General features: G+C 71.6%; 19 protein-coding genes. 13 read left to right on the forward strand and 6 right to left on the reverse strand.

Annotated features, from left to right (window positions below):
* The first annotated feature begins 733 nt into the window (after positions 1 to 733).
* A complete protein-coding gene (locus ABT170_RS20485) occupies positions 734 to 2,290 on the forward strand; it encodes a hypothetical protein (RefSeq protein WP_351869220.1) in 1,557 nt (518 codons plus the stop codon).
* Positions 2,291 to 2,510: 220 nt separating this feature from the next.
* Here ABT170_RS20485 and ABT170_RS20490 read toward each other — a convergent pair whose 3' ends face one another.
* From ABT170_RS20490 to ABT170_RS20500, 3 genes are all read right to left on the reverse strand, one after another.
* On the reverse strand, positions 2,511 to 3,380 hold the full coding sequence (locus ABT170_RS20490) for a formyl transferase (RefSeq protein ID WP_329941540.1): 870 nt from the start codon (positions 3,378 to 3,380) through the stop codon (positions 2,511 to 2,513).
* Positions 3,381 to 3,393: 13 nt separating this feature from the next.
* Positions 3,394 to 5,226, reverse strand: coding sequence for an NAD(P)/FAD-dependent oxidoreductase (locus ABT170_RS20495; RefSeq protein ID WP_351869223.1), 1,833 nt, complete (start codon positions 5,224 to 5,226; stop codon positions 3,394 to 3,396).
* Positions 5,227 to 5,505: 279 nt separating this feature from the next.
* Positions 5,506 to 5,943 (reverse strand): GNAT family N-acetyltransferase, encoded by a 438-nt coding sequence (locus ABT170_RS20500; RefSeq protein ID WP_351869226.1) that lies wholly within the window; start codon positions 5,941 to 5,943, stop codon positions 5,506 to 5,508.
* Between the two features lie 58 nt (positions 5,944 to 6,001).
* Here ABT170_RS20500 and ABT170_RS20505 point away from each other — a divergent pair, with 58 nt between their 5' ends.
* From ABT170_RS20505 to ABT170_RS20515, 3 genes are all read left to right on the forward strand, one after another.
* Positions 6,002 to 6,763 (forward strand): ArsR/SmtB family transcription factor, encoded by a 762-nt coding sequence (locus ABT170_RS20505; protein WP_351869229.1) that lies wholly within the window; start codon positions 6,002 to 6,004, stop codon positions 6,761 to 6,763.
* A 102-nt stretch (positions 6,764 to 6,865) separates the two neighbouring features.
* On the forward strand, positions 6,866 to 7,474 hold the full coding sequence (locus ABT170_RS20510; RefSeq protein WP_329941544.1) for a TetR/AcrR family transcriptional regulator: 609 nt from the start codon (positions 6,866 to 6,868) through the stop codon (positions 7,472 to 7,474).
* Positions 7,471 to 8,508 (forward strand): DMT family transporter, encoded by a 1,038-nt coding sequence (locus ABT170_RS20515; protein ID WP_351869232.1) that lies wholly within the window; start codon positions 7,471 to 7,473, stop codon positions 8,506 to 8,508. Before ABT170_RS20510 ends, ABT170_RS20515 begins: the two co-directional genes overlap by 4 nt.
* Positions 8,509 to 8,558: 50 nt before the next feature.
* On the opposite strand, the gene ABT170_RS20520 is transcribed toward ABT170_RS20515, so the two are convergent.
* A complete protein-coding gene (locus ABT170_RS20520; RefSeq protein WP_329941546.1) occupies positions 8,559 to 10,190 on the reverse strand; it encodes a TolB-like translocation protein in 1,632 nt (543 codons plus the stop codon).
* 275 nt (positions 10,191 to 10,465) lie between these two features.
* Here ABT170_RS20520 and ABT170_RS20525 point away from each other — a divergent pair, with 275 nt between their 5' ends.
* The 7 genes from ABT170_RS20525 to ABT170_RS20555 all read left to right on the forward strand — a co-directional run bounded on the left by ABT170_RS20525 (position 10,466) and on the right by ABT170_RS20555 (position 20,407).
* Positions 10,466 to 11,539, forward strand: a complete 1,074-nt coding sequence (locus ABT170_RS20525) for a LacI family DNA-binding transcriptional regulator (RefSeq protein WP_329941547.1) — start codon at positions 10,466 to 10,468, stop codon at positions 11,537 to 11,539.
* Positions 11,540 to 11,659: 120 nt separating this feature from the next.
* A complete protein-coding gene (locus ABT170_RS20530; protein WP_351869236.1) occupies positions 11,660 to 13,261 on the forward strand; it encodes an FAD-dependent oxidoreductase in 1,602 nt (533 codons plus the stop codon).
* Between the two features lie 174 nt (positions 13,262 to 13,435).
* A complete protein-coding gene (locus ABT170_RS20535; protein ID WP_351869239.1) occupies positions 13,436 to 15,565 on the forward strand; it encodes a hydantoinase/oxoprolinase family protein in 2,130 nt (709 codons plus the stop codon).
* Positions 15,562 to 16,164: a hypothetical protein gene (locus ABT170_RS20540; protein ID WP_351869241.1), complete on the forward strand. Its 603-nt coding sequence runs from the start codon at positions 15,562 to 15,564 to the stop codon at positions 16,162 to 16,164. Before ABT170_RS20535 ends, ABT170_RS20540 begins: the two co-directional genes overlap by 4 nt.
* Positions 16,165 to 16,169: 5 nt before the next feature.
* Complete coding sequence (locus tag ABT170_RS20545; protein ID WP_351869244.1) at positions 16,170 to 17,450, forward strand: TRAP transporter large permease subunit; 1,281 nt, start codon at positions 16,170 to 16,172, stop codon at positions 17,448 to 17,450.
* Between the two features lie 261 nt (positions 17,451 to 17,711).
* Positions 17,712 to 18,848, forward strand: a complete 1,137-nt coding sequence (locus ABT170_RS20550) for a PQQ-dependent sugar dehydrogenase (RefSeq protein ID WP_351869247.1) — start codon at positions 17,712 to 17,714, stop codon at positions 18,846 to 18,848.
* A gap of 173 nt (positions 18,849 to 19,021) precedes the next feature.
* Positions 19,022 to 20,407: a CoA transferase gene (locus ABT170_RS20555; protein WP_329941553.1), complete on the forward strand. Its 1,386-nt coding sequence runs from the start codon at positions 19,022 to 19,024 to the stop codon at positions 20,405 to 20,407.
* 22 nt (positions 20,408 to 20,429) lie between these two features.
* Here ABT170_RS20555 and ABT170_RS20560 read toward each other — a convergent pair whose 3' ends face one another.
* The gene (locus ABT170_RS20560; RefSeq protein WP_351869250.1) at positions 20,430 to 20,936 is read right to left on the reverse strand and encodes an ATP-binding protein; all 507 of its coding nucleotides are present in this window, start codon (positions 20,934 to 20,936) and stop codon (positions 20,430 to 20,432) included.
* 184 nt (positions 20,937 to 21,120) lie between these two features.
* Between ABT170_RS20560 and ABT170_RS20565 the strand changes: the two genes are divergently transcribed.
* Both ABT170_RS20565 and ABT170_RS20570 read left to right on the forward strand, forming a co-directional pair.
* Positions 21,121 to 21,351 (forward strand): DUF397 domain-containing protein, encoded by a 231-nt coding sequence (locus ABT170_RS20565; RefSeq protein ID WP_351869253.1) that lies wholly within the window; start codon positions 21,121 to 21,123, stop codon positions 21,349 to 21,351.
* A 91-nt stretch (positions 21,352 to 21,442) separates the two neighbouring features.
* Entirely contained in the window at positions 21,443 to 22,375 is a 933-nt protein-coding gene (locus ABT170_RS20570) for a helix-turn-helix domain-containing protein (protein ID WP_329941556.1), read from the forward strand.
* Between the two features lie 18 nt (positions 22,376 to 22,393).
* Here ABT170_RS20570 and ABT170_RS20575 read toward each other — a convergent pair whose 3' ends face one another.
* On the reverse strand, positions 22,394 to 23,215 hold the full coding sequence (locus ABT170_RS20575; protein ID WP_329941557.1) for an SAM-dependent methyltransferase: 822 nt from the start codon (positions 23,213 to 23,215) through the stop codon (positions 22,394 to 22,396).
* Positions 23,216 to 23,287: the final 72 nt, after the last annotated feature.

Below are 23,287 nucleotides of genomic sequence, written 5' to 3' on the forward strand. Positions count from 1 at the left end.
CGGATGGCCCGTTCGGCCGGTCGGTACCCTGCCCGAGGTACGCGGCCGGCCTCGCCGTCCTTCTTCCTTCGCGGCGAGTCTCCGAAACCGGCACCGCGACGCGGAGGGACGCCATCTGTCCGTACTCCGGTGCTCGATCCTGCTGGCGATCAACTGTCCGGAATTGATTTGCTGTCGCGCGGGAACGGCGAGATTGCGGTGTGCCCGACGCCGGTCCGCGTGTACGCCGGGAACGCCCGTGAATAGCCGGTGTTCCCGATCCGGCGGGACCGCCGCGCACCGGCCGAAGGGGTCCTGATACCGCCGGCGAAGTTTATCCTTTTGCTGCGGATGTCACAGATGCGCAGTGGAGTGAAGATCCCGTCCCCATAGGTCACCCGGAAGCCACGACCGGTTCCGTGAATCATCGGCCCTGGGTTGTCCTTCCCGCATACTGCCCTATGCTTTCCTCGCCGGTGGACGGGTGAGGATAGAGATACCTGCCGCTGATGGCGCGGCCTCTCGACCGGCACGTGTGCCTGCGCTCCCGCAAATCAAAAGGGTAAATCCGCACTCATTCGGGAATCGAGTGACTGAAATGCAGCAATTGACGTATGAGCAGGTGTCCGGTGCCGGAAGCGAATCCAGTGGCATGCCTGGGGAGTGGGTGGTCAAAACGTCGAACGGCGAAGAGTTCCGTTGGCAGGGGTTCTACACCGGGCCGCTCGAACTGACGCCCAAACAGTCCGCCGATATGGCAAGAGATCTTCTCGGGATGGAGCCCGATGCCATCGGAGCCGCCGCTGCCGAGGAACTGGAACCGTACGTCTCCGACGGGACCGCCGTACAGGCGGTGATCCTGCACTCCGCCACCCCGATCCTGCGGAGCCTCCAGGCCGACCTGGCGGACGCGAGGTCGGGACAGCCGGCGGACGACGTCGCGACCTATGTGGAGGCGCGTTCGGTCAGCCTGGCCTCGCCCGGGGACGTGGTGGTCGGACGGTCCCGCCCCTGGCGCACGGCCGCGACGCTGGCAGGGGTCGAGGCCGTCGAGGTACCCGGCATCGAGTACTACTACCTCTCGCAGGCGCTGCTGCTCCTGGCGCACCGGACCGATGGCCGGGCCCCCGCCTGGCAGCGGCTCATCGAGGTCGTGCGCCGCAATCCCCGTATCCTCATCCGGCTCTACGCACTGGACCGCGACACCCAGGCACTGCTGCTCTACCTCAAGCGGAAGGCCGGCGTCGGGAAGCTCCTCGTCGATGCCAACAGCCCCGAAGTGGCCGACTACTGGAACACCAAGGCCCCCCTGCACCCCTCGGTCGACGACGCACTGACGGTGTCGGGATCCTTCCGGGACCCGGCCGACCTGCTCGCGGCGGAGACGGCGCTGTCCCCGATGGCCGTACGCCTCGGAGTGCGGTTCCCCGTGGTGCCGGGCTACTCGGTGTACCCCGACGCCTCGGACGAGACGGTGGTGGTCCAGCGGTTCTCCGAGGCCGCGGCCCTGCTCCATGACCGCTACGGCTTCACCCAGGGCTGTCTGAAACCCTCCGAGGGCGGCGCGGGCGCCAGGATCTCCCCGGCCATCGGCATCGACAGCCCCGAAGAGGTGGCCCGCGTCGCCGAGCAGCTCCGGCACACCAAGGAACCCTGGGTGCTCGAAGCGTTCATGCACTACACCCAGGTCCCGATCGGCGGCTGGACCGTACCTCTGGCCCCGTCCGCGCATGTGCGCAACGGACACGTCGCCGAGGGGGTGACCCTCCAGCTGACCGGCGGGACGTCCTGGCAGGGCAATGTGCTCATGGACGCCGAGAGCTGGGCCGAGGCGGGTCTGTCGGCGGACACCTACCCCGCCATGCTCGGCATGGTGGAGGAACTGCGCTCGGCCTTCGCGCAACGCGGGCTGAGAATGGTCACGGCCGGCATCGATTTCGCCATCGGCCATCTGGGCGGCGCGTTCGGCGACCGCGAGATCCTCGCGTTCCAGGACCCCAACCTCTCCTCCCACGGTGCCGAGTATCTGAGGCTCTTCCTGGACGCCGCCCGCGAGCGGGGACACGGACGGTACGCGGCGACCAAGGTGGTGCGCCCCGAACCCTCCAGTGACCTCGCGCTGCTGCGCGACCTGCCGGAGCCCGCCATGGCACCGGGCTGCCACGCCGAGGTGATCAGCGCCGTGCCCGGCCGGTGGGGCATGCTGGCGGCCTCCGCGCCGTCGCCCGTGAAGGCCCTGGAAACCGTCCTGTCGTACGAGGCCTCGCTCTCCGCCACCGGCCGCATCCGCCCGGCGGCGGCCCGCCGCTGACAGCCGCGCCGCACCCGCCCGGACGCACTGTCGCGCCATGAGCCGGCAGTCCGGCGGCAGAACGGGGCCGGGCAGGTGCGGCGTGTCCGCGGAGCAGCGGGAGACGGCGGCGCCCACCGCCGGTTGACCGGCCGCACCCGGAGGGGCGAGGCGCGGGACGGCCGGACACCGGCGGTCCGGCGCTCCCCCTCGGGGGCGGGAACGGGGCCGGGCCCCGGGGTCACACCGGTGACGAGGTGTGCGGCGGGGAGCCGTCCGGGGCACGCAGTGTGCCGGGGGTCCGGTGACGTCCGGTCGAACGCCGGATCCAGAGGACGAACTCGGGCCACGGCTTGCGGTCCCGGTGCCGGTAGGTCGTACCGCGGTCCTCCTGCGGCACCGCGCTGATGGCCTCCCCCCGCTCCAGGCCGCGCGCGAGTTCGGTCAGACGGAGCGCGGCCGCGTGCACCGATCGCGCGTACAGCTGCTCGTCGCTGTCGCCCGGGTGCGGCGCGGGGGTGACCCGGTCGAGGATCGGCCCGGCGTCCAGCGTGGGGGTGACCAGGTGCAGCGTGGCGCCGATGTGCTGCCAGTCCTGGTGCAGATAGGCGAAGTAGACCCCGTGGTTCCCCTTGTACTCCGGGAGCCATCCGCCGTGGATGTTCACCATGAGCCCGGGGGTCCGCTCGATGATCTGCTTGCCGAGGATGCCGGTGCCGCAGACCACCGTGAGATCCGGTTCGAGCCGTGCGCTGAGCTCCTTGGCCTCCGCGCTGTTCACCGAGTCCACCACATGAACGGGGGACGGGCTGTGGGGAAGTCCGCGCGACAGCTCCTGGAAGTAGGCGCGGCGCTGCCGGGCACGGCCGGTGATCCGCTGACGCCAGCCCTGGTAGAGGCGATAGGCGAGGTCACGGTGACGGCGGTTGCGCTTCAGCCTCCGCTTCTGCGCGGCGCCGGGCTCCACGATCGTCGCCACGAGATCGAGCTCGGAGGCCAGGAGCAGGCGGAGGTAGGAGTGCTGGGGGTCGTCGGACGTGAGCAGCAGGACCCGCAGACGGCTGCCGTCCGGCGTGGCGCGGATGGTCCAGTCCTCGTTGGTGATCTCCATCTGGGTCTCCCTCTCAGGTCGTGACCGTGTCGGCGGCGACGTCTGCACCGAGAGCGCGGCGTGTACGCAACGGGTGGTAGAGCGTGTGCATGGGGTGATGCCGTCCGCGCAGCGCGTCGAGCACCGCCTCCGCGATGACCGGTGCCTGGGCGAATCCGCCGGTGTTGTGGCCGCCGGTGACGACGAAGCTGCCGTTGGCGGCCGGAGCCGTACCGAACAGCCCCAGGTTGGAGGCCGTCCACGGCCGGACGCAGTACGTCTGTGTCCTGCGCAGGCCCGCCCTGCCGCCGATGCTCTCGTAGGCGCGGGGGAAGAGCCGGCGCACGGTGTCCGCCACCGCGGTGTGCAGACTTCTCAGCTTGCGCTCGTCGATGTTGCCGGGATCCGCGCCGGTCCAGCCGTAGCCGGAGCCGATCATGAGTACCGGTTCACCCGAGGCGTTCCGTCCGACGGTGACATTGGCGTCCTCGGTGATGTGGCCCCGCCGGGCGACCTTGAGGGAGTTGGCGAGGGCGGGCTCCAGGTTCGGGATGGTCGCCCAGCAGCCGAGGACGCCGTGGATCTGGCCCGCGAAAGGGGTGTCCAGCAGAAGGGAACCGCCGTCGACCCCGGGGGAGACCACGTAGTGGTCGCAGGAGAGGACCCCGTCGGCCGCGCTGACTCCCGCGACACGGTCACTCGCGTCCCGCAGGAGACGTTCGGCGCGCAGGCCGAAGCGCAGGTCGGCTCCGCCGGATGCGAGGGAGTCGAGCAACCGGTCCATGAAGTCGTGCACGTTGACCGTGAAGCCCCGGACGAGAATGCCGCCGGCGAACGCGTCGGGTGCGGCGTCCCGAAGGGCGGGAAACTCCTCGCGGACCTGCGGTGAGCCATAGCGGCCGAGGGTCGCTCCCACGGCGTCCTGCCGCAGCGCGGCGGCGTCGAGGTGCTGGGGGCTCTCGTACAGACGGAGGATGTCGTGGCGCAGTTGGACATCGTCCAGGAGGTGGGGCCTGGCTTTCGGCCAGGACCGCCACAGCTCGCCGCTGCGTCGGTTGAGGCCGAGGATGTCCCGGCTGTAGCCGTGGGCGAGCCATGGCGGAACACTCTTGAACTCCCGGATCCACCGCTGGTCGGCCGCGGACGCAGCGGTGTCCGGACGGACGTCCCAGCCGAGCCGCGCGGGCGGACGGTCGAAGACGAGATTGCTCTCCGTGTCGGTGGTGCTCTTGGCGTGGTACTCGTCCATCTCGGTGAGGGTGAACATACGGGCGTTGCCGCCGCCCCGGGAGGCTCCGTACCTGTGCCAGGGCTTCTTGTCGCGCGGATCCGGGCAGGCGTCGACGACGGTGACCTGGAATCCGTTCTCCATCAGGTGGTGGGCGGTCACCAGGTTGGTGACACCGGCACCGACGAGCAGGACCGTCTCCTTTATGCCCTGGTGGCCGACGGCGGGGGCGGGCAGGTGGCTGCGGGAGGCGCGGTCGGCCGCGACGAGCTGCTCCTGCACGAACCGTTCGGCGAGCGCGATCGCCGAGAAGAGCGCGCTCTCGTCGCCGTGGCTCCGGGGGTGGGAGCACACGAGGACGGGGATGCCGAAAGGAAGCTCCCGCCGGGGTTTCGCCGGATGCATGGAGGGCAGCCGAGGAGTCGTACCCGCCCGTGGGGAGGACTCCAGACGTACTAAGAGCACACGATCACCGGGCATCGCGTTGCGCCAATGGCGCAGGGCTTTCACTCCGAGCTCACGCTCCGAGACGATCACGCCGGGGCGTGTCCCGGTGATCGCCGCCGCGAGTGCTCCCTCGTCGGCGGTGAGAAGATCCGGCCGGAACTGGATTCCGTTGCTCGATACATTCTGCGCCAACGAGCCCGGCACCTCAGCTATGACAAGAACGCGCATTTCCCCTCCACGGTCGGCCTTCGACGTCGTGCTGTCTGGGACTACAGAGAGCGTCCCCTGACCAGGCGAGTCGCAGTCGGGCTATGCGGGTTTCTTTGAGCGCCGATGGCCCGGTGCCCCGGCCGTCGGTGACGACGGCCGGGGCGGGGCCGGGCGGCCGTCGTCACCTCGCCGTCGGCCGGTGCCCGCGGGCCGCGGTGCTGGTCAGCGGGGTGGAGGCGCCGCGCGGCGGGGCCGGCGGGGTCAGAGTTCTCTCGTCATGAATATGCGGCTGGATCCTGCGGGTGCGCAGGGCACTTCACCCAGACGCCGCCACCCGTGCCGCTCGTAGAAGAGAGGGGCCTGGAAGCTGATGGTGTACAGCGCCCCGGTGACGCAACCGCGTGCCCGCCCCTCGTCCTCGGCACGGCGCAGCACGGTGCTGCCCAGCCCGGTGCCCCGCAGTGCCGGCGGGAGGTACAGCAGGTCGACGAAGAGCAGGCCGAGAGAGGTCCGCCCGGTCAGACCGCCGACGACCCGGCCGGTATCGCGCTCGCGGACCAGGACGGCGAGGGAGCGTCGGTCGGCGATGCCCGTGACATCGGTGTTGAAGCGGTCCAGTGCGTCCGAGACGACCGCCACGTCGTCGGGGCGGGGGGTGTCGGTGAGGTGCAGTTCCAGGGAGCTGTGCGCGGTGTTCATGGGAGCGGAGCGTAGGGTCCGTACCGTTCGGCGGTCGTCGAACGGTACGGAGGAGACCATGGCGGGTGCTGGAGCGGACCGGGGCGATCCGGATGTCGGCGTCGGCCTGGCCGCAGTGGCCAAACTGCTCTCGGACGGCACACGCGCCGGCATGTGCGTGGCCCTCCTGGACGGCCGGGCGTGGACCGCGCGGGAGCTGGCCAGGCATGCGGGCATCGCCCCCTCCACGGCCACCGAGCACCTGAACCTGCTGGTGGACGGTGGCCTGGTGGCCGATGAGCGCAGCGGCCGGCACCGCTATCTGCGGCTGGCGGGACCGCACGTGACGGCACTGCTCGACAGCCTGGCCGAGATCGCCCCGTACAGCCCGCCGAGTCCCCGCTCACTCGGTGCGACGGGACGCGCGCGGGCCCTGGCCCGCGCCCGGCTGTGCTACGACCACCTCGCGGGAACCCTCGGTACGGCCGTCACCGACGCACTCCTCGGCGGCGGCCTGATCACCTGGGACCCGCAGCCGGCACTCTCCGCGGCAGGAGCGTCCCGGTTCGGCGAACTCGGCATCACCTGGTCCACCACGTCCCGTCGCCCCCCGGTCCGGGCCTGCCTCGACTGGACCGAACGCCGCCCGCACCTGGGCGGAGCCGCGGGAGCCGCGCTCTGTTCGCACGCGCTGGCGGCCGGCTGGGTCATCAGGATCGGCACCGGCCGGGCCCTCGCCCTCACGGAAGCCGGGCGCCGGGCCTTCGTCGAACAGCTCCATGTTCCGGCGGACCGCCTTCCCGCCGGCGACAACGACGACGGGCCCCTGCCCCCGCAGTGACAGGGCCGCCCGGCCGCTCCTTCTCCGTCGCACGCCCCCGTCGGACGAGTGCGGTTCGGTTACTGGGTAGACTGACCTACCTAGTATCCGAAGGGGAGTGCGATGAGCGAAACCGGCACCGCGGCGACGCCACCGAAGAGGCGGCGGGGAGCCGCGCGGGAGCGGCTGCTCGCCGCCGCGTCACGCCGCTTCTACGCGGACGGGGTGGCCGCCACGGGGATCGACACGATCACCGCGGAGGCGGGCGTGGCGAAGATGAGCCTCTACAACAACTTCTCCTCCAAGTCGGACCTGGTGATGGCCTACCTCGACGCCCGGCACGAGGAGTGGCTGGCCCTCTACCGGCGGCGGCTGGAGGGCGCCCGGGGCGGGCGTGAGGGGGTTCTCGCCGTCTTCGACGCGTACGCGGATCACGCGGCCCACGCCTATGAGCACGGATTCCGGGGGTGCGGACTGCTGAACGCGGCAGCCGAACTGCCCGCGGGGGACGAGGGCCGGACCGTGGTGCGCCGGCACAAGGAGGAGGTCGAGTCCCTGCTCGCCGGGCACCTCGACGAGCTGCTGCCCGAGCGGCCCGAGGACGCGCGCGCGATGGCGGAACATCTGGCGTACCTGCTGGAGGGCGCGACGGCACGCGCCGGACTGGACGGTGGGGGCGAGCGTCTGCAGCGTGCCCGGACGATGGCGGCGGACCTGGTGGACCGGCTGTGACGCGCCGCGCCGTACATCCGGCCGGTTCGGTGGGCGCCGGGTCCCTGTGCGTGCTCGTGGCGTCGGTGCTGTGGGGGACGACGGGCACCGCCGCGACCTTCGCCCCGGCGGTGGGTCCCCTCGCGATCGGTGCAGTGGCCATGGGGCTGGGCGGGCTGCTCCAGACCCTGGTGGCGGGCCGCCGTATCGCGACCGAGGCACCCCGGCTGCGCGAGGGGCGCAGTGCGGTGCTGCTCGGCGGGCTCGGGGTGGCGGTCTACCCTCTGGCGTTCTACAGCTCGATGCGTCTGGCCGGGGTCGCCGTCGGGACGGTGGTCTCGATCGGCTCGGCCCCGCTCGCCTCGGCCCTGATCGAACGGGTCGTGGACAGACGCCGTCTGACGCGGCGCTGGACGCTCGGCGCCGGCCTGGGCCTGTCCGGGACGGTGCTGCTGTGCCTGGGCGAAGCGGCTCGCGCCCACTCCGTCCCGGAGGGAGGTTCCGCGCGGGAGACCCTGCTCGGCGTGGGCCTGGGCCTGCTGGCCGCGTTCAGCTACGCGCTGTACGCCTGGGCCGCACACCGGCTCATCAGCCGCGGTGTCTCCTCCGCCGCGGCGATGGGCAGCGTCTTCGGGCTGGGCGGGGTGCTGCTGGTGCCCGTGCTGCTGGCCACCGGCGCCCCCCTTCTCGACTCCTGGCCGAACGCCGCCGTGGGCCTCTACATGGCCCTGGTGCCCATGTTCATCGGCTACGTACTGTTCGGCTGGGGCCTGAGGCACATCACCGCGAGCACCGCGACCACGCTCACCCTGCTGGAACCCGCGGTCGCCGCCGTCCTGGCCGTGCTCGTCGTGGGTGAACGCCTGCCCCCGCTGGGCTGGGCGGGTATCGCCCTGGTCGTCGCCTGTCTCGCCGTGCTGACCATGCCGTCGCGACAGGTTCCGCGGACACCGGTGGCCGGCCCCGATACCGGGGCCGGGGCCGAAGCCGGGATACGGGGCGCGGCCCGGCCCCCGGCCCGCAGCGGCACACCGGGCACGACCGGAGCGCGCTGACGGGACGGGGCAGGGTGCGACGGGACGGACAGGACGGGGCGGGGCAGCCGTCAGGGGTTCCGCAGCCCCACGCGGTCGATCGCACAAGTCCCGGGATTCCTGGTGCTGTCCGGATTCTGGCCCACGTGGGTCAGCTGGATCCGGTTGACTCCCGCCCGCAGGGAGACCTGGGCGAACTCCGGCTCGGCGTAGGTCATGACCGGGCTGTACAGATCCAGCGGTGCGCCGACCGCCGTGCCGTTGACCGACAGCCGGTAGATGCCCCGTGAGTCATGGCGCTTCACCCGGAGCCTCAGCGTCCGCGTACCGGCCTGCGGAGGCCGGAACTCGCACGTCAGCGCGCCGCCGGGCGTGGCGGGTGTGAACAGCACCCCGTGACCGGCGCCGCACTGGGGATCGGCGAAGGTCTCGGCGTGGCCGCCCGCGGCGGTGACCACCAGGTCCTCCGCCTCCGCCTGCCATTCCAGGGGGCGCGGCGCCCAGTCGCCGCGCGAGTCGCACAGCACCACACGGGTGCGGTCGGTGGCGGCCTCCGTGTCGGTGTAGGCGACCATCCGGCCGTCGGGCGAGAAGGCCGGATGGGGATGGCCGGGATGGGCGGAGCCCCAGCCGGCCGGGCCGAGGGTGCGCGGGGGGTGTACGCCGGTCAGATCCACCAGGGCCACCGCACCGGCCTGGCCGAGCGCCGAGCCGTTGCGGCCGTTGGTGTCGGTCACGGCCCAGCGGCCGTCGGCGGTGAGATCGCAGTGGTTGTACGCGCCGTTCGGCCCGGAGGGACCCGGTGCCAGCAGCCGGTCCGGCCGATCGTCCGGGTGGACCATCCACAGCCCCGACGCCCTGCCGCCGATCGCCACGGCGAGGCAGCCGGTAGCGGCCCGGGAGTTCCATACGGGATGGGTCCCGACCGGGACGCCCGCCGCCGCTTGGTCCCAGATCATCCTGCCCTTCGGCGCGTGGACCGGATGCACGGCCCAGGCGAGGATGTTGCCGCCGAGCGCGTAGCCGATCCATTCGGGATCGTGGGCGCTGTACTGGAAGTGGGTGGCCATCACGTCCCCCGAGAACACCTCCTTGACGCTCCCGTCCGTGAGCCCGATCTCCACGGCCTTGGTCGGTCCGGCGGTGATGGGTGCCGGGTAGTGGCTGCACAGCACCCTGTCGCCCGCCGGATGCAGATTCACGACCACGCTGAGCGCTCGGCCCGGCGGTGGTGAATAGAGCTTCACGGGGGCGGGGTCGGCCAGGTCGATCAGCCAGATCGCGTTCTCGGCGCAGGTGACGAGGCGTCCGGAGTGGATGTTCCACCAGACGAACGGGTTCCGGTCGCTCGCAGGGGTCGCGAACCGCGCCAGGAACCGTTGCTCACCGGTCCGCAGATGCACCTCCCACAGGCTCGTTCCTCCGGTCTCACGCTGTCCGAGCACGATGCGGTCGGCGTCGGCGAAGCCGTTGTGGGTGGGGTAGGTGAAATAGCGTCGCTGGTCGAAGGAGCTGAGGTGGCGCAGGGCGAACGGCTCCCCGGCCGCGGTGCCGGCGGCGATCGCGGATCCCGTACCGGCGGAGGCACGCACCGGTCCCGGTCCTGCGGCAGCGCTCACCGATCCCGTTCCCGCGGAAACTCCCGCTGCCAGCACGGTCAGCCCGGCCAGACGGCCGAATCCTCTTCGGGTGATCTCACTCATGGCGTCCTCACGGTGGGTGGGGCGCTCAGCTTCGAACCCGCCGAAGGGCGACGTCAAGGTGCTAATACGTATTAGTTCAGGACGCCGGTCGATCCGTGGCCGTGCACCGGCCGGCCCGGCGAAGGTCCACGCCGTGCGTCCGCCGTCGCGGGCGTGACTGTCGAACAACTTCCGGAGAATTTGCGTCCGACCCCTTGACGGGCTGCTCGGGGCACGCTCAAAGTACTCGTCAACGCCCAGTACTAATACGCATTAACGAAGGATCGGGACCGGAGATGGCACAGCGGGAAGCTCAGGATCGGGGTGGGCGGACCTCCCGTCCGAGGCAGGCCGAGGTCGCCCGGCTGGCGGGGGTGTCGCAGGCCACCGTCTCGCTGGTCCTCGGGGGCAACAAGCAGGGCATCTCCATCTCCGAGGAGACCCGGCACAAGGTCCTCGCCGCGGCGGACAGCCTCGGGTACGTCCCCGACCCGGTCGCCCGCCGGCTCGCGGCAGCCCGCAACAACCTGCTCGGCGTGTTCTCCTTCACCGCCGCCTTCCCGACCGATGTGCGGCACTCCTACTACCCCTTCCTCGTCGGCGTCGAGCAGGAGGCCGCCTCCCGCGGCTACGATCTCGTCCTCTTCACGGGATCGAGCGGCGCCGGTGCCACCCGGCCGGAGGCGCTGAGCCGGGTCAGGCTCGCCGACGGCTGTCTCTTCCTCGGCCGGCACACACCCACCGCCGAACTGCGCCGCCTGGTGGACGACGGCTTCCCCGTGGTCCACATCGGCCGCCGCGACGAACTGGAGGGGCTCGCCTGTGTCGGTGCCGACTATGTGAGCGCGAGCGCCGAAGTCGTGACCCGGCTCGCCGCGGCCGGGCACGAACGGATCGTGCTCGTTCGCGAGGACGACGACGCCCACGCCTCGACCGACCGTGAACACGGCTTCCTCAAGGGGCTGGAGGAAGCCGGTCTGCCGGCCGGACCGGCCGCCGTCCTGCGGTGCGCCGACCCGGAGGCGGAGCTGACGGCGGCCTGGCTGCACGCGCGTCTCGCCGAGGGCGTCACCGCGTTCGTCGCCGAGGAGACCGACACGGGCGCCGCCTGGCGGGCGCTGCGCGGAGCCGTCCATGACGCGGGCCTGTCCTGCCCCCGGGATCTCTCGCTGGCCCTGCTCGGCAGCCCGCCGGCCGACCTGGCCCATGAGCCCGAGCCCGCCGGATTCGACATCCCCCGGCCGCAGTTGGGCGCCGCCGCCATTCGGCTGCTGGCCGCGCTGGTGGCCGGTGAACAGGCTGCGGAGCCCCTCGTGGCCTGCCCCTTCCGCCCCGGCGCGACGGCCGGGCCGCCGCCGGTACGGGCCTGACGTCACCCCTGCCCGGACCCCCGGGCGGTGGATCCGGCGACGGATCCACGATCCGAACACCCGACCACGTGTGGCATTCCCTTGCGTGCCGCACGAGTTCCCCGCACCACAAGGAGTGAAGTGAACGCGCAGCAACCCGACATCCTCGTCGTCGGCGGAGGCCTCGGCGGCGTCGCGGCAGCACTGGCCGCCTGCCGGGCCGGACGCAGTGTCGTCCTCACGGAGGAGACCGACTGGATCGGAGGTCAGCTCACCTCGCAGGCCGTGCCTCCGGACGAGCACCCCTGGGTCGAACAGTTCGGCACCACGGCCTCGTACCGCGGTCTGCGCGAGGGCATCCGTCAGTACTACCGGCAGTGGTACCCACTGCGCTCCGAGGCGCTCTCCCTGACCGAACTCAACCCCGGTGCGGGGCGCGTCAGCAAGCTCTGTCACGAGCCCCGTGTCGCCCTCGCCGTCCTGGAATCCATGCTCGCCCCCCACCGGGCCGCGGGGCGGCTCACCGTTCTGACCGGGCACCGTCCGGTCGCCGCGGAGTCCGACAACGATGTCATCCGTGCCGTGACCGTCGAGTCCCTGCCGGACGGCAACCGCCTGACCCTCACGGCCCGCTACGTCGTCGATGCCACCGAGACCGGCGAGCTCCTGCCGCTCGCCGGAGTCGAGCACGCCAACGGCGCGGAGGCGCGAGGGGAGTTCGACGAGCCCCACGCGCCGGACGAGGCGCAGCCGCTCAACCAGCAGGGCATCACCGTCTGCTTCGCACTCTCCCACCACGCCGGCCAGGACCACACCGTCGACCGGCCCGAGGACTACGCGTTCTGGCGCTCCTACCGACCCGACTTCTGGCCCGGACCGCTCCTCGGCTTCGAGGCACCCGACCCCCGCACGCTCGAATCCGTGCCCCGCACCTTCGTCCCCAACCCCTCGCTCGACCCCCTGGACGTCACGGCCGACCAGAGCGCCGACGCGGGCGACAAGGAACTCTGGGGCTTCCGCCGCATCCTCGCCCGCACGATGCACCGCCCCGGTTCCTTCGACTCCGACATCACCCTCGTCAACTGGCCCCTCAACGACTACTGGCTCAAGCCCTACATCGGCGAGGAGACCCAGGCCCTGCGCGAGGCACGGCAGCTGTCCCTCTCGCTGCTGTACTGGCTCCAGACCGAGGCTCCCCGGCAGGACGGCGGCACCGGCTTCCCCGGCCTGCGCATCCGCCCCGATGTCACCGGCACCGCCGACGGGCTGGCCAAGGCCCCGTACATCCGCGAGTCCCGCCGTATCAAGGCCGTCACCACCGTCACCGAACACGATGTCGCCATCGACCTCGTCGGCCCGCGCGGCGGCACCCGCTACCGCGACTCGGTCGGCGTCGGCGGGTACCGCATCGACCTCCACCCCTCCACCGGTGGCGACAACTACATCGACATCGGGTCCGTGCCCTTCGAGATCCCGCTCGGCGCTCTTGTCCCGCGCCGGCTGCGCAACCTGCTGCCGGCGGGCAAGAACATCGGCACGACCCACATCACCAACGGCTGCTACCGCCTGCATCCGGTGGAGTGGAACATCGGCGAGGCGGCCGGTGCCCTGGCCGCACACTGCCTCGCGGAGGACGTCGAACCGCACCAGGTGCAGGCGGACGACCAGCACTTCGACGAATTCGCCCGGGTCCTGGACCGCGCGGGGATCCAGCGCCACTGGCCCGACGTCCGCGGCTACTGAGGCTCGGCCGTCATTCCTGGCGGGCGCGCGACGGCTGCTCCGGCTCCCCGCCCTGGGAGCGCACCGGACGCCGTGAGCCCCGCCCTTCGGGCGGACGGCGCCACTCTCGGCACACGCCCCGGGCCCATCAAAATCCGTTCCCCCGCACCGCAGCACAAGGAGGTGCTTCCCACCATGACCACCCACCGCATCCGAGTCGGCATCGACGTCGGCGGGACCTTCACCGACGCCGTGGCCGTCGACGCCACGACACTCGAACTGCTGGGACAGGTGAAGGTCCCCACCAGCCACCACCACGAGGACGGCGTGGCCCACGGCATCGTCACCGCCCTCGACAGGCTGCTGGACCGGACCGGCCGCGCCCCCGAGGATGTCGCCTTCCTCGCCCACGGCACGACGCAGGCCACCAACGCCCTGCTGGAAGGCGACGTCGCCACGGTCGGCCTGGTCGGCATCGGCTCCGGCGCCGGAGCCGTCCTCACCCGCCGCCTCGCCGCGCTCGCCCGGCTCGAACTCACCCCGGGCAAGCGCCTTCCGCTCACCTACGCCCATGTCGAGGACCCCGAGGACACCGCCGCCGTCCGCCGCGCCGTCGACGCCGTCGCCCAGGAGGGCGCGGAGGTCCTGGTCGCCAGCGAGCCGTTCGGAGTCGACCGTCCGGAAGGGGAGGAAGCCGTCACCGCCGCCGCACGGGCGGCCGGGCTCCCCGCGACAGCCGCCCACCGGATCACCTCGCTCTACGGCCTGCACAAACGGACCCGTACCGCCGTGATCAACGCGGCCATCCTGCCCCGCATGCTGGCCACCGCCGACCTCGTCGACGCCTCCATCGTCAAGGCGGGCGTCACCGCGCCCCTGATGGTGATGCGCTGCGACGGCGGGGTGATGTCCCTGGACGAGATGCGGCGCAGACCACTGCTGACCGTCCTGTCCGGCCCGGCGGCCGGCGTCGCGGGCGCGCTCATGCAGGAGAGGATCAGCGAAGGCCTGTTCCTGGAGACCGGCGGCACGTCCACCGACATCAGTGTCGTGCGGCGCGGCAAGGTAGCCGTCCGGCACGCCGTCATCCTCGGCCGCACGTCCTACCTCAACGCCCTGGACGTACGCACCGTCGGCGTCGGCGGCGGCTCCATGGCACGCGTCGACGGCGGCAGGATCGTCGGTGTCGGACCGCGCAGCGCGCACATCGCCGGGCTGCCGTACGCCTGCTTCGCCTCGCCCGACGACCTGCGCGACGCCACCGTCACCACCATCCGGCCGATGGACGACGACCCGGCCGACTACGCCGTCATCGAGGCGGCGGGCGGCCGTTACGCCCTCACCATGACCTGCGCCGCCAACGCGCTCGGCCGCGTCCCCGAGGGCGACTTCGCCCGCTGCGACCCGGCCGCGGCCCGTGCCGCGATCTCCCCGCTCGCCGCACACCTCGGCGTCGACGTACCGACGGCGGCGTCCAGGATCCTGGACGCCGGCACCGCACAGGTGAGGACCGTCGTCGATGCCATGATCAAGGACTACCGGCTCGACAAGGACGCCGCCGTGCTCGTCGGAGGGGGAGGCGGCGCCGCCTCCGTCACCCCTCACCTCGCCGCCACCAGCGGCATGGAGGGCCGGATCGCCCGCCACAGCGAGGTCATCAGCCCGATCGGTGTCGCCCTGGCCCTCGTCCGCGAACAGATCGAGCGGATCATCCCCGGCGCGGGAGAGGAACAGATACTGGCCGTCCGCGCCGAGGCCGAGGCCGCCGTCGTCGCCCAGGGCGCCGCGCCCGACGGCGTCGAGGTCGAAGTGACCGTCGACCCGCAGACCAGCACGGTACGGGCCGTGGCCACCGGCGCCACCGAACTGCGCACCCAGGACCGGGCCCACCGGGCCGGCGCGGATGAACGCCTGTGCACCGCCGCCGCCAGCCTCAGAACCGTACCGGCAGATGTCCGGGTACTGGCGGGCACCTCGGCGCACACCGTGTACGGGACCGAGATACGCCGGCGCCTCCGCGCCGTCCGCCGCCCGGTCCGGGTCATCGACAGCGACGGCGTGATCCGGCTCCACGCGGCGGACGCCCAGGTGGAGACGACCACGGTGGGCAGTGCGCCCGAAGTGCTCGCCGCACTCGTACGGGACACCACCTCGTACGGGGACGGCGGCGTCCGCGCCCCCGCCGTACGGCTGCTCATCGGCTCCCGGATCGCCGACCTCTCCGGCGTGCTCGACCCCGAGCCGCTGCTCGCCCTCGCCCGCAGCGAACTCAAGGCGCGAGCCGCCGACGAGCAGGTCGTGGCGGTACTGGAGGTACGGACATGAACAGCGCGACGGGCAAGGGGCGAAGGACGTCCCCGCACACCGCCGACGACCTCGAACTCGCGGTCGATCTGCTCGCCGGCACCCCCACCCACGAAGGCCGCGACCGGGCGTTGCTGCGCCAATGGGCCCGGACAGCCGAGGAGTTCGGGACCCGGCTGCCCGCAGTGCGGCACCGGGCACGCGTCGTGGAGTCCGACGGCGGGCTGGACCTCGGTCTCCTCGCCCGCTACACCACCCGGCCCGAACCCACGATCGAGGTCTTCGCCGATTCCTTCGCCCGCGCGGAGGAGATCGTCGAGGCGCGCGGCTGGCGTCACTGGTTCCCCGCCGGCTCCCTCCGCGCCGCCGCCCTCGCCCACGAGGCCGTCCACGAACAGCTCCACCACGGACCGGCACGGGCCGCCCTCAAGCGGGCGCTCGGCCACACCGTCCTGCGGCTGGGCCGCCACCGGCTGCTCGGCCATGTCGTGGGCGCCGAGGAGATCGCCGCCCACGCCCACGCCCGGACCGTCTGCGGACTCGGCCGCAGCCCCCTCCTGATCACCGCCGCGCTCGCCGAGGCCGGTACCGCGCCCGCCCCGCACGGAAGAGAGAACTGACCGTCATGGGTCTCGTCATCCTGCTCGTCATGGCGGCCGGAGTCGCCGCGATGCTCACCCGCAGACTCCCCACCGCCTTCGCCCTGGTGCTGCTCGCCGTCGCCATCGCCCTCGTCTCCGGCGCCCCGCTCACCGGCAAGAAGAGCGTGCTGCAGACCGTCCTCCAGGACGGTGCCCCGGCCCTCGCAGCCACCATGATCGCCGTACTGCTCGGCTCCTGGCTCGGCAAGCTCCTCGACGAGACCGGCATCGCCGGAACCCTCGTCCGGAAGATCATCGAATTCGGCGGCGACCGCCCCACCGCGGTCGCACTCGGAGTGCTCGCGGTCTCCGCCCTCGTCGGCACGGTCACCGGCTCCGCACCCGCCGCGATGCTCGCCGGAATCATCGGCATCCCCGCCATGGTCGCGGTCGGCATCCCCAGGACCACCGCGGCCGGCACCATCCTGATGGGCATCGCGGTCGGCATCCCCTTCGAACTCCCCGTGTGGCAGTTCTTCTCCACCGCCCTGGAACTGCCAATCCCGACCGTCCGCGGTTTCATGATCAAGCTGTTCCCCCTCGCGCTCGTCGCCGCGGTCCTCTTCGTCCTCGTGGAATCCCGCCGCCGCGGCGTCGAACACGCCTGGGCCTTCAGGCCCGCGACGGCCAAGCCCGCCTCGCGGCGGGCGAAGCTCGGCGACGCCCCCTGGTACGCCCTGCTCACCCCGGTCGTCCCGCTGGTCCTGGCCCTCGGCCTCGATGTGCCGATCATCCCCTCGCTCCTGGCGGGCGTGCTCTACGCGCTGGTCACCACCACCCGCCCCGGCGGGATGAACAAGCGGCTGCTGCGCACGCTCTACGGAGCCTTCGAGGTCGCCGCCCCGCCGATCGCCCTCTTCGTCGCCATCGGCATCCTGCTCGCCGCGGTGAAGCTGCCGGGCGCCGTCGAGGCACTCCAGCCCCTGGTCGAGGCGGTCAGCCCGCAGAACGCCGTGCTGTTCGTCCTTGTGTTCACGCTGCTCGTCCCGCTCTGCCTCTACCGGGGGCCGCTCAACGTCTTCGGTCTCGGCGCGGGCATCGCGGGCGTCCTCATCGCTGCCGGGATCTACCCCGCAACCGCCGTCCTGGGCCTCGCCACCTCGTACAACCAGGTCTTCGGCGTCGCCGACCCCACCAGCACCCAGACCGTGTGGAGCGCCCAGTACGCGGGGGTCACCCCGCAACAGGTCATGCTGCGCACCCTCCCGTACGTCTGGGCCGTCGCCCTCGGCGGTTTCTGCGTCACCGCCGCCACGTACCTCTGAGCGCTCCGGGACGCGGCAGCGCGCGGGCCGGGCCCCGGAACCGCGCACTGGGCGCGAACGGATCGGGAGACAGGCGAAAGGAGCAACAGGCGCGTACGGATGGGGCATTGGTCTACGCCAAGAGCATCCGTCCCTGTATTCTCATCGGTGGCCAACAGCACAGCATCCCCCCACCCAGGTTGCGTGCCGGCACGGGCAACACCCGCAGAACTCTGCCCCCAGCAGCCGGGTCCCCCCATTCGCCGCCTCCAGGAGGTCACGGTGAACGTTCGTACCAGAAGCTCGGCCATCATCGGCACCATCTGCCTCATCGCCTCCCTCGCCCTGGCCACAGCGTCCGCCGACGATTCCGCCCCGGCGGATCGGGCGGCGAAGGTCGCGCTCAAGAAAGTGGCCACGGCTCAGACCCCGACCGCCGGTACCGCCGGACCGGGCGACACGGTCTGGATCGCCGAACGCGCAGGCACCGTAAGGGTCCTGGACGGTCAGAACCTCGGCGAGCCGGTCCTGGACATCTCCGACGAGACCACCACCGACGGCGAACGCGGCCTCCTGGGCATCGCGTTCGACAAGGAGTTCGCGCACTTCTACATCTCCTTCACGGACCGTGAGGGCACCAGCACCGTGGACGAGTTCGGTGTGCGGGACGGTGAGCTCCAGCCGGAGACCCGGCGAACCGTCCTCACGCAGACACAGCCGTACTCCAACCACAACGGCGGCGACATCAGGTTCGGCCCCGACGGCTATCTCTACATCGCCTTCGGCGACGGCGGCGGGGGCGGCGACCCGGAGGGCAACGGGCAGAACCTCGGCACGCTGCTCGGCAAACTGCTCCGGATCGATCCCTCCGGCGGCGAGCCGTACGCGATCCCGGAGGACAACCCGTTCGTCGACGTACCGAACGCGAAGGCCGAGATCTGGGCGTACGGGCTGCGCAACCCGTGGCGGTTCTCCTTCGACAAGGGCACGGGCGACCTGCTCATCGGCGATGTGGGCCAGAGCGCCTGGGAAGAGATCGACTGGGCCCCGGCGGACAGCGAGGGCGGGGAGAACTACGGCTGGTCCGAGATGGAGGGCACCCACGCCTTCCGGGGCGGCACCGAGCCCGCGAACCACGTGCCGCCGGTCCACGAGTACGACCGCAACGGACTGGGCTGCTCGGTGACCGGCGGATACGTCTACCGCGGCGACACCATCCCGGACCTTGAGGGACAGTACGTGTTCAGCGACTACTGCGACGGCACCATCCGCGCCCTGCGGATCGAGAACGGCGAGGTGACGGGCGAGAGCGACCTCGGAGTCAACGGCGGCGAGGTCATCTCGTTCGTGGAGGGCGGCGACGGCGCGCTGTACGTGCTCGCCATCGGCGGCAGCGTCTCCCGCATCGATCCGGCGTGACCGACAGGGGATGAAGACCGTACGGAGCGTCGGGCCGGGCCCGGTGGGCAGATCCCTCGGCCCACCGGGCCCGGCCTGCTCCTTGGCGGTCGAGGTACGGGCGGGAGGAACGCGGCGCCCAGCGGGGTGGCCCCCCGGCATCGCCGCCCCGGGGCTGCCAGCAGGATGGCCTGATGACGCATATCGATGATGAGGCGACTGCCTACGCCTGGAACGCTCTCGGCGGGCGGGCCGAACTGGTCGGGGGAGTGTCGTACACGGGGGCGAGCGGGGTCCTGCCCGCCCGGCTGCCGGTGCGCGAACTGGCGCGGGCCACCGTGGGCGTGTGCTCGCTGGCAGCCGCGGAACTGCTCGCGCGGCGCAGCGCGGGGGCCGTGCCGGCGGTACGGGTGCACGAGGCCGCGGTGGCGACGTCGTTCGTCAGCGAGCGACACCTGCGCATCGACGGGCGGGCACCGGCATCGTTCGCGCCGCTGTCCGGCTTCTGGCGTGCGGCGGACGGCTGGGTACGCACCCATGCCAACTACCCGCACCACCGATCCCGCCTGCTGGGCGCACTGGGCCTGCCCGACTCCGGCGATGACCGGACGCTGGCCGGGCTGCTGTCGGACGAACTGGCCGCGCGCCCGGCGCGGTCCGTGCAGGAGACCGTCCACGCGGCGGGCGGCCTTGCCGTGGCGGTGGCCCGGACCCCGATCCGGGCCGGAATCCCGCTGGCCGAGACGCGGCTCCTCGCGGAGAGCGGCCCGCGGACACTCCCGCAGGCCTCGCTCCCGGCCGGTGGTGTGCGGGTCCTCGACCTGACGCGGGTCATCGCCGGCCCGGTCGCGGCGCGCACACTCGCCCTGCTGGGGGCGGACGTACTACGTGTGGACCCGCCGCAGCTCATGGAGGACGGGGACGCCCACGCCGACACCGGATTCGGGAAGCGATCGACCCTGCTGAACCTCTCCGCCCCCGAGGACCGGCGGGTCTTCGAGGAGCTTCTCGGCTCCGCCGATGTCGTCCTCACCGGCTACCGGCCCGGCGCACTGGACCGGTACGGTCTGGCCCCGGACGCACTCCTCGCCAGGCGCCCCCACCTGATCGTCGCCCAGCTGTGTGCCTGGGGATGGTCGGGACCCTGGGCATCGCGGCGCGGTTTCGACAGCCTGGTCCAAGCGGCGAGCGGTATCGCCTCGGTCGAGGCGTCGGCCGACGGCTCCCCGGGAGTGCTCCCCGCGCAGGCGCTGGACCATGGCACCGGGTACCTTCTCGCGGCCGCGGTGCTGCGCGCCCTGACCGACCGGCAGACGTCCGGCGGCGGGAGGCACCTGCGGCTGTCCCTCGCCGGTACCGCGTCCTGGCTGCTGCACGGCATCGTTCCGGCACCGCTCGACGGCGAAGCCCACGCCCCTCAGCCCTGGCTGTCCAGGACGGTATCGCCCTACGGCATGCTCGACCACGCCCTTCCGCCCGTGCACTACGACGGGGCACCTCGCAACTGGGACCGTCCGCCCACCGAATGGGGCAGCGATCTGCCCGCCTGGGTATCCCCGCCGGGCCGGACAAGGGCGTGATCGCTCCACCGGTTCCCCCTGTTCAGGCGACCAGGGGGAACCGGGCCCATACGGCTTTGCCGGACTCGCCGGCGGGCTTCCAGCCCCAGTCCTCACTGAGCGCGTCGACGATGGGGAGTCCGCGGTGGTGTTCGGCCAGGAGGGCCGGCCGGGTGAGGCATGGGCGCCGGTCGCTGGGGTCGTAGACGACGCAGAGCAGGCTGTGGGGGCGCCGGGTGAGGGCGAGCCAGACGACATGGGCGTCCCTCGCGTACGGGGGAGTGCGGCGGCCGTGGCGCACCGCGTTGGCGACGAGTTCGGAGGCGACCTGTACGGCGTCCTCGCGTACGGCTTCCAGGCCCCATCGGCGCAGGACGTCCGAGGCGAACCTTCTCGCCTCGTGGAGACAGGACGTCGTCTCCCCGATCCGGTACGCGGCGAACGGGGGCGCGCCGAGGCTGAGATGGGCGGTCAGGTCCTGGGGGCCGGGGGTCCGGGCGCGGGGGGCGCGGACCGGGGCGGTGCGCTGCTGGTGGTGGGTCTCCGGCATATGGGTCTCCCCCGTCGTGAGCGGGTGCGGCACGCTCACCGCATTTTGTCCCGCTACCTGGCGCCGCGATGCTCGTTTGGAAAGTGCGGCTGAAATTTCAGGACGCCCCTGGTCGCACATTCTTTCCCTTTCGGGGGTGGGGAGAAGGTGCGGCGGGGTGGATACAGGAACAGGAGTGAGCGTGATGACGCAGGTCAACGGTGTGAGTGCCGAAGCGATCCCGGGTGCGGTGTGGCACAAGAGCGTCCGCAGCAATGCCGGGGGGAACTGCGTGGAAGTAGCCCGTCTGGAGGGGGGAGAAATCGCGATGAGGAACTCCCGTTTCCCGGCGGGGCCCGCCCTGGTCTACACACCGGCGGAGATGCAGGAGTTCCTTCTCGGCGTGAAGGACGGTGATTTCGACTTCGCCCTGTAAGGGCTGCCAGATTTATGACCAATGGGTGATTCCCAGGACCGGCGCTGCCATACTGACTCCCCAGTGACCGGCTCCCAGGGGAGGTATCGCCATGACCGGCAAGCACGTGGAGACCCTCTCCATACGCGGGTTCGCACCCCGCCCTCACCTGGGCGCGGCGGCCCACCGCCGGGCTCTGGGCGAACACCTCCGCCAGTGCCGCATCAGCGCGAACCTCACCGGCAAGTACGCGGCCCGGAGGATCGGCACATCGGCACCGACGGTGAGCCGGCTGGAGAAGGGCGAGCGCACGGAACACGCGGGACGTCATGCCACGGCTCTGCTCGGGCTGTGCGGGATCACCGATCGACGGGAGCTCTCCCACGCGCTGTCCATCGCCGCGCAGGGAGAGCGCCCTGATGTCTGGGAGCCGTTCGGCGGCTCCGTGGCCCGCTGGGTACAGCCGCTGCTCGCCCTGGAGCCGGCGGCGCAGCGCATCATGTCCTACGAGCCGCAGTTGGTTCCCGGCTGGCTGCAGACGACCGAGTACGCCCAGCTGGTGATGCGTGCGGGCTTTCCCGACGCGTCGCAGAAGGAGATCGAGGACCGGGCCGCGGCCCGGGTCAGCCGGCTGAAGATGTTCCTGCGCGCTCAGGACCCACCCGCGCTCGTGGCCGTCATGGACGAGGACGTGCTGCGGCGCCCGGCCGGCAGCCCCGGAGTGATGTACCGGCAGATCGAGCACCTGATCGCCCTCCTCAAGAGCGACCTGCGGCACCGCATCAGCCTGCACATCGCCCCGCTGTCGATGGGGATGACCGGAGCCGTGGGACATCCGATCGTGCACCTGCGGTTCGCGGACGAGCTGCTGTCCGACTTCGTCTACCTGGAGCAGAGCGAGAGTGCCCGGTGCGTCGAGGGCGAGGGGGAGGCCGAGCGCTACCAGTCGCGGATCTTCAGCCTCTCCTGCATGTCCCACCCGGCCGATCAGACCCTCACCCAGCTGGAGGACCGGCTCGACGAGCTGGCCGTCACCCTGTCCTGAACACCGTGCGCCGGGCCGTCAGCGGACGACTCCGGCGCCGCCGAACTCCTCCCACTCGAAACTGCTCTGCGCGGGGGCGTCCGCGGTCGCCAGGGGCCGCCACCGGGACACCTCGACGAGCCCCGGTTCCAGGATGCCGAGGTCGTTCTCCCGGAAGTAGGCATCGACGTCGGCACGCGTCCTCACGCGGCCCCAGTGCCCGTGGGTCTCGCGGTCCATGAAGTCGGAGACGCCGTCACGGACCTCCGCGCTCTCGCTGACCAGTTGGCAGATGACCATGATGCTGCCGCTCGCCAGCCGGCTCCTCACCCTGCGGATGAGCTCCTGCGGACGGTCCGCGTCGGGGATGCAGTGCAGAACCGAGACGAAGAGCGCGGCGACGGGCTCACGCAGGTCGATCAGGCGCGCGACCTGTTCGCTCTCGAAGATCGCCTCGGTGTCCCGCATGTCCGCCTGCAGCACCGCGGTCCGCTCATCGGTCTCCAGGAGCGCGCCGCCGACGGTCCGGACGATCGGATCGGTGTCGACGTACACGACCCGCGAGGCGGGCCTGACACGCTGGGCGATCTGGTGCACGTTGTCCTGGGTGGGAAGACCGGACCCGTGGTCGATGAACTGACGGATGCCGTAGTCCTGGGCGAGGGAATGCACCACGCGCCGCAGGAACGCCCTGTTGTTCAGTGCGAGCAGTTTCATGCTGGGCACCTGGCGTAAGAGGTCGTCGCACGCGGCACGGTCCGCGGCGAAGTTGTCCTTCCCGTCCAGCAGATGGTCGTACATCCGAGCGACGCTCGGTGTCCGCACATCCACCCCGTACGGAAGCCGGTCATCAGCCTGCATCGCATCCCCCGGATGACTGTACGGCGCGCCCAGGTCGGCGCGCCCGGAGGGGAAGCGTAGTGAAATTTCAGC

The sequence above is a fragment of the Streptomyces sp. NPDC001787 genome (genome assembly GCF_040297465.1).
GTDB lineage: Bacteria > Actinomycetota > Actinomycetes > Streptomycetales > Streptomycetaceae > Streptomyces.

What these genes read in the sequence shown, in the direction of transcription:
- ABT170_RS20485 (WP_351869220.1), top strand. Translation starts at nt 734, where the DNA reads ATGGCAAGAGATCTTCTCGGGATGGAGCCCGATGCCATCGGAGCCGCC.
- ABT170_RS20490 (WP_329941540.1), bottom strand. Translation starts at nt 3,380, where the DNA reads ATGGAGATCACCAACGAGGACTGGACCATCCGCGCCACGCCGGACGGC.
- ABT170_RS20500 (WP_351869226.1), bottom strand. Translation starts at nt 5,943, where the DNA reads ATGAACACCGCGCACAGCTCCCTGGAACTGCACCTCACCGACACCCCC.
- ABT170_RS20505 (WP_351869229.1), top strand. Translation starts at nt 6,002, where the DNA reads ATGGCGGGTGCTGGAGCGGACCGGGGCGATCCGGATGTCGGCGTCGGC.
- ABT170_RS20510 (WP_329941544.1), top strand. Translation starts at nt 6,866, where the DNA reads ATGAGCGAAACCGGCACCGCGGCGACGCCACCGAAGAGGCGGCGGGGA.
- ABT170_RS20520 (WP_329941546.1), bottom strand. Translation starts at nt 10,190, where the DNA reads ATGAGTGAGATCACCCGAAGAGGATTCGGCCGTCTGGCCGGGCTGACC.
- ABT170_RS20525 (WP_329941547.1), top strand. Translation starts at nt 10,466, where the DNA reads ATGGCACAGCGGGAAGCTCAGGATCGGGGTGGGCGGACCTCCCGTCCG.
- ABT170_RS20535 (WP_351869239.1), top strand. Translation starts at nt 13,436, where the DNA reads ATGACCACCCACCGCATCCGAGTCGGCATCGACGTCGGCGGGACCTTC.
- ABT170_RS20540 (WP_351869241.1), top strand. Translation starts at nt 15,562, where the DNA reads ATGAACAGCGCGACGGGCAAGGGGCGAAGGACGTCCCCGCACACCGCC.
- ABT170_RS20545 (WP_351869244.1), top strand. Translation starts at nt 16,170, where the DNA reads ATGGGTCTCGTCATCCTGCTCGTCATGGCGGCCGGAGTCGCCGCGATG.
- ABT170_RS20555 (WP_329941553.1), top strand. Translation starts at nt 19,022, where the DNA reads ATGACGCATATCGATGATGAGGCGACTGCCTACGCCTGGAACGCTCTC.
- ABT170_RS20560 (WP_351869250.1), bottom strand. Translation starts at nt 20,936, where the DNA reads ATGCCGGAGACCCACCACCAGCAGCGCACCGCCCCGGTCCGCGCCCCC.
- ABT170_RS20565 (WP_351869253.1), top strand. Translation starts at nt 21,121, where the DNA reads ATGACGCAGGTCAACGGTGTGAGTGCCGAAGCGATCCCGGGTGCGGTG.
- ABT170_RS20570 (WP_329941556.1), top strand. Translation starts at nt 21,443, where the DNA reads ATGACCGGCAAGCACGTGGAGACCCTCTCCATACGCGGGTTCGCACCC.
- ABT170_RS20575 (WP_329941557.1), bottom strand. Translation starts at nt 23,215, where the DNA reads ATGCAGGCTGATGACCGGCTTCCGTACGGGGTGGATGTGCGGACACCG.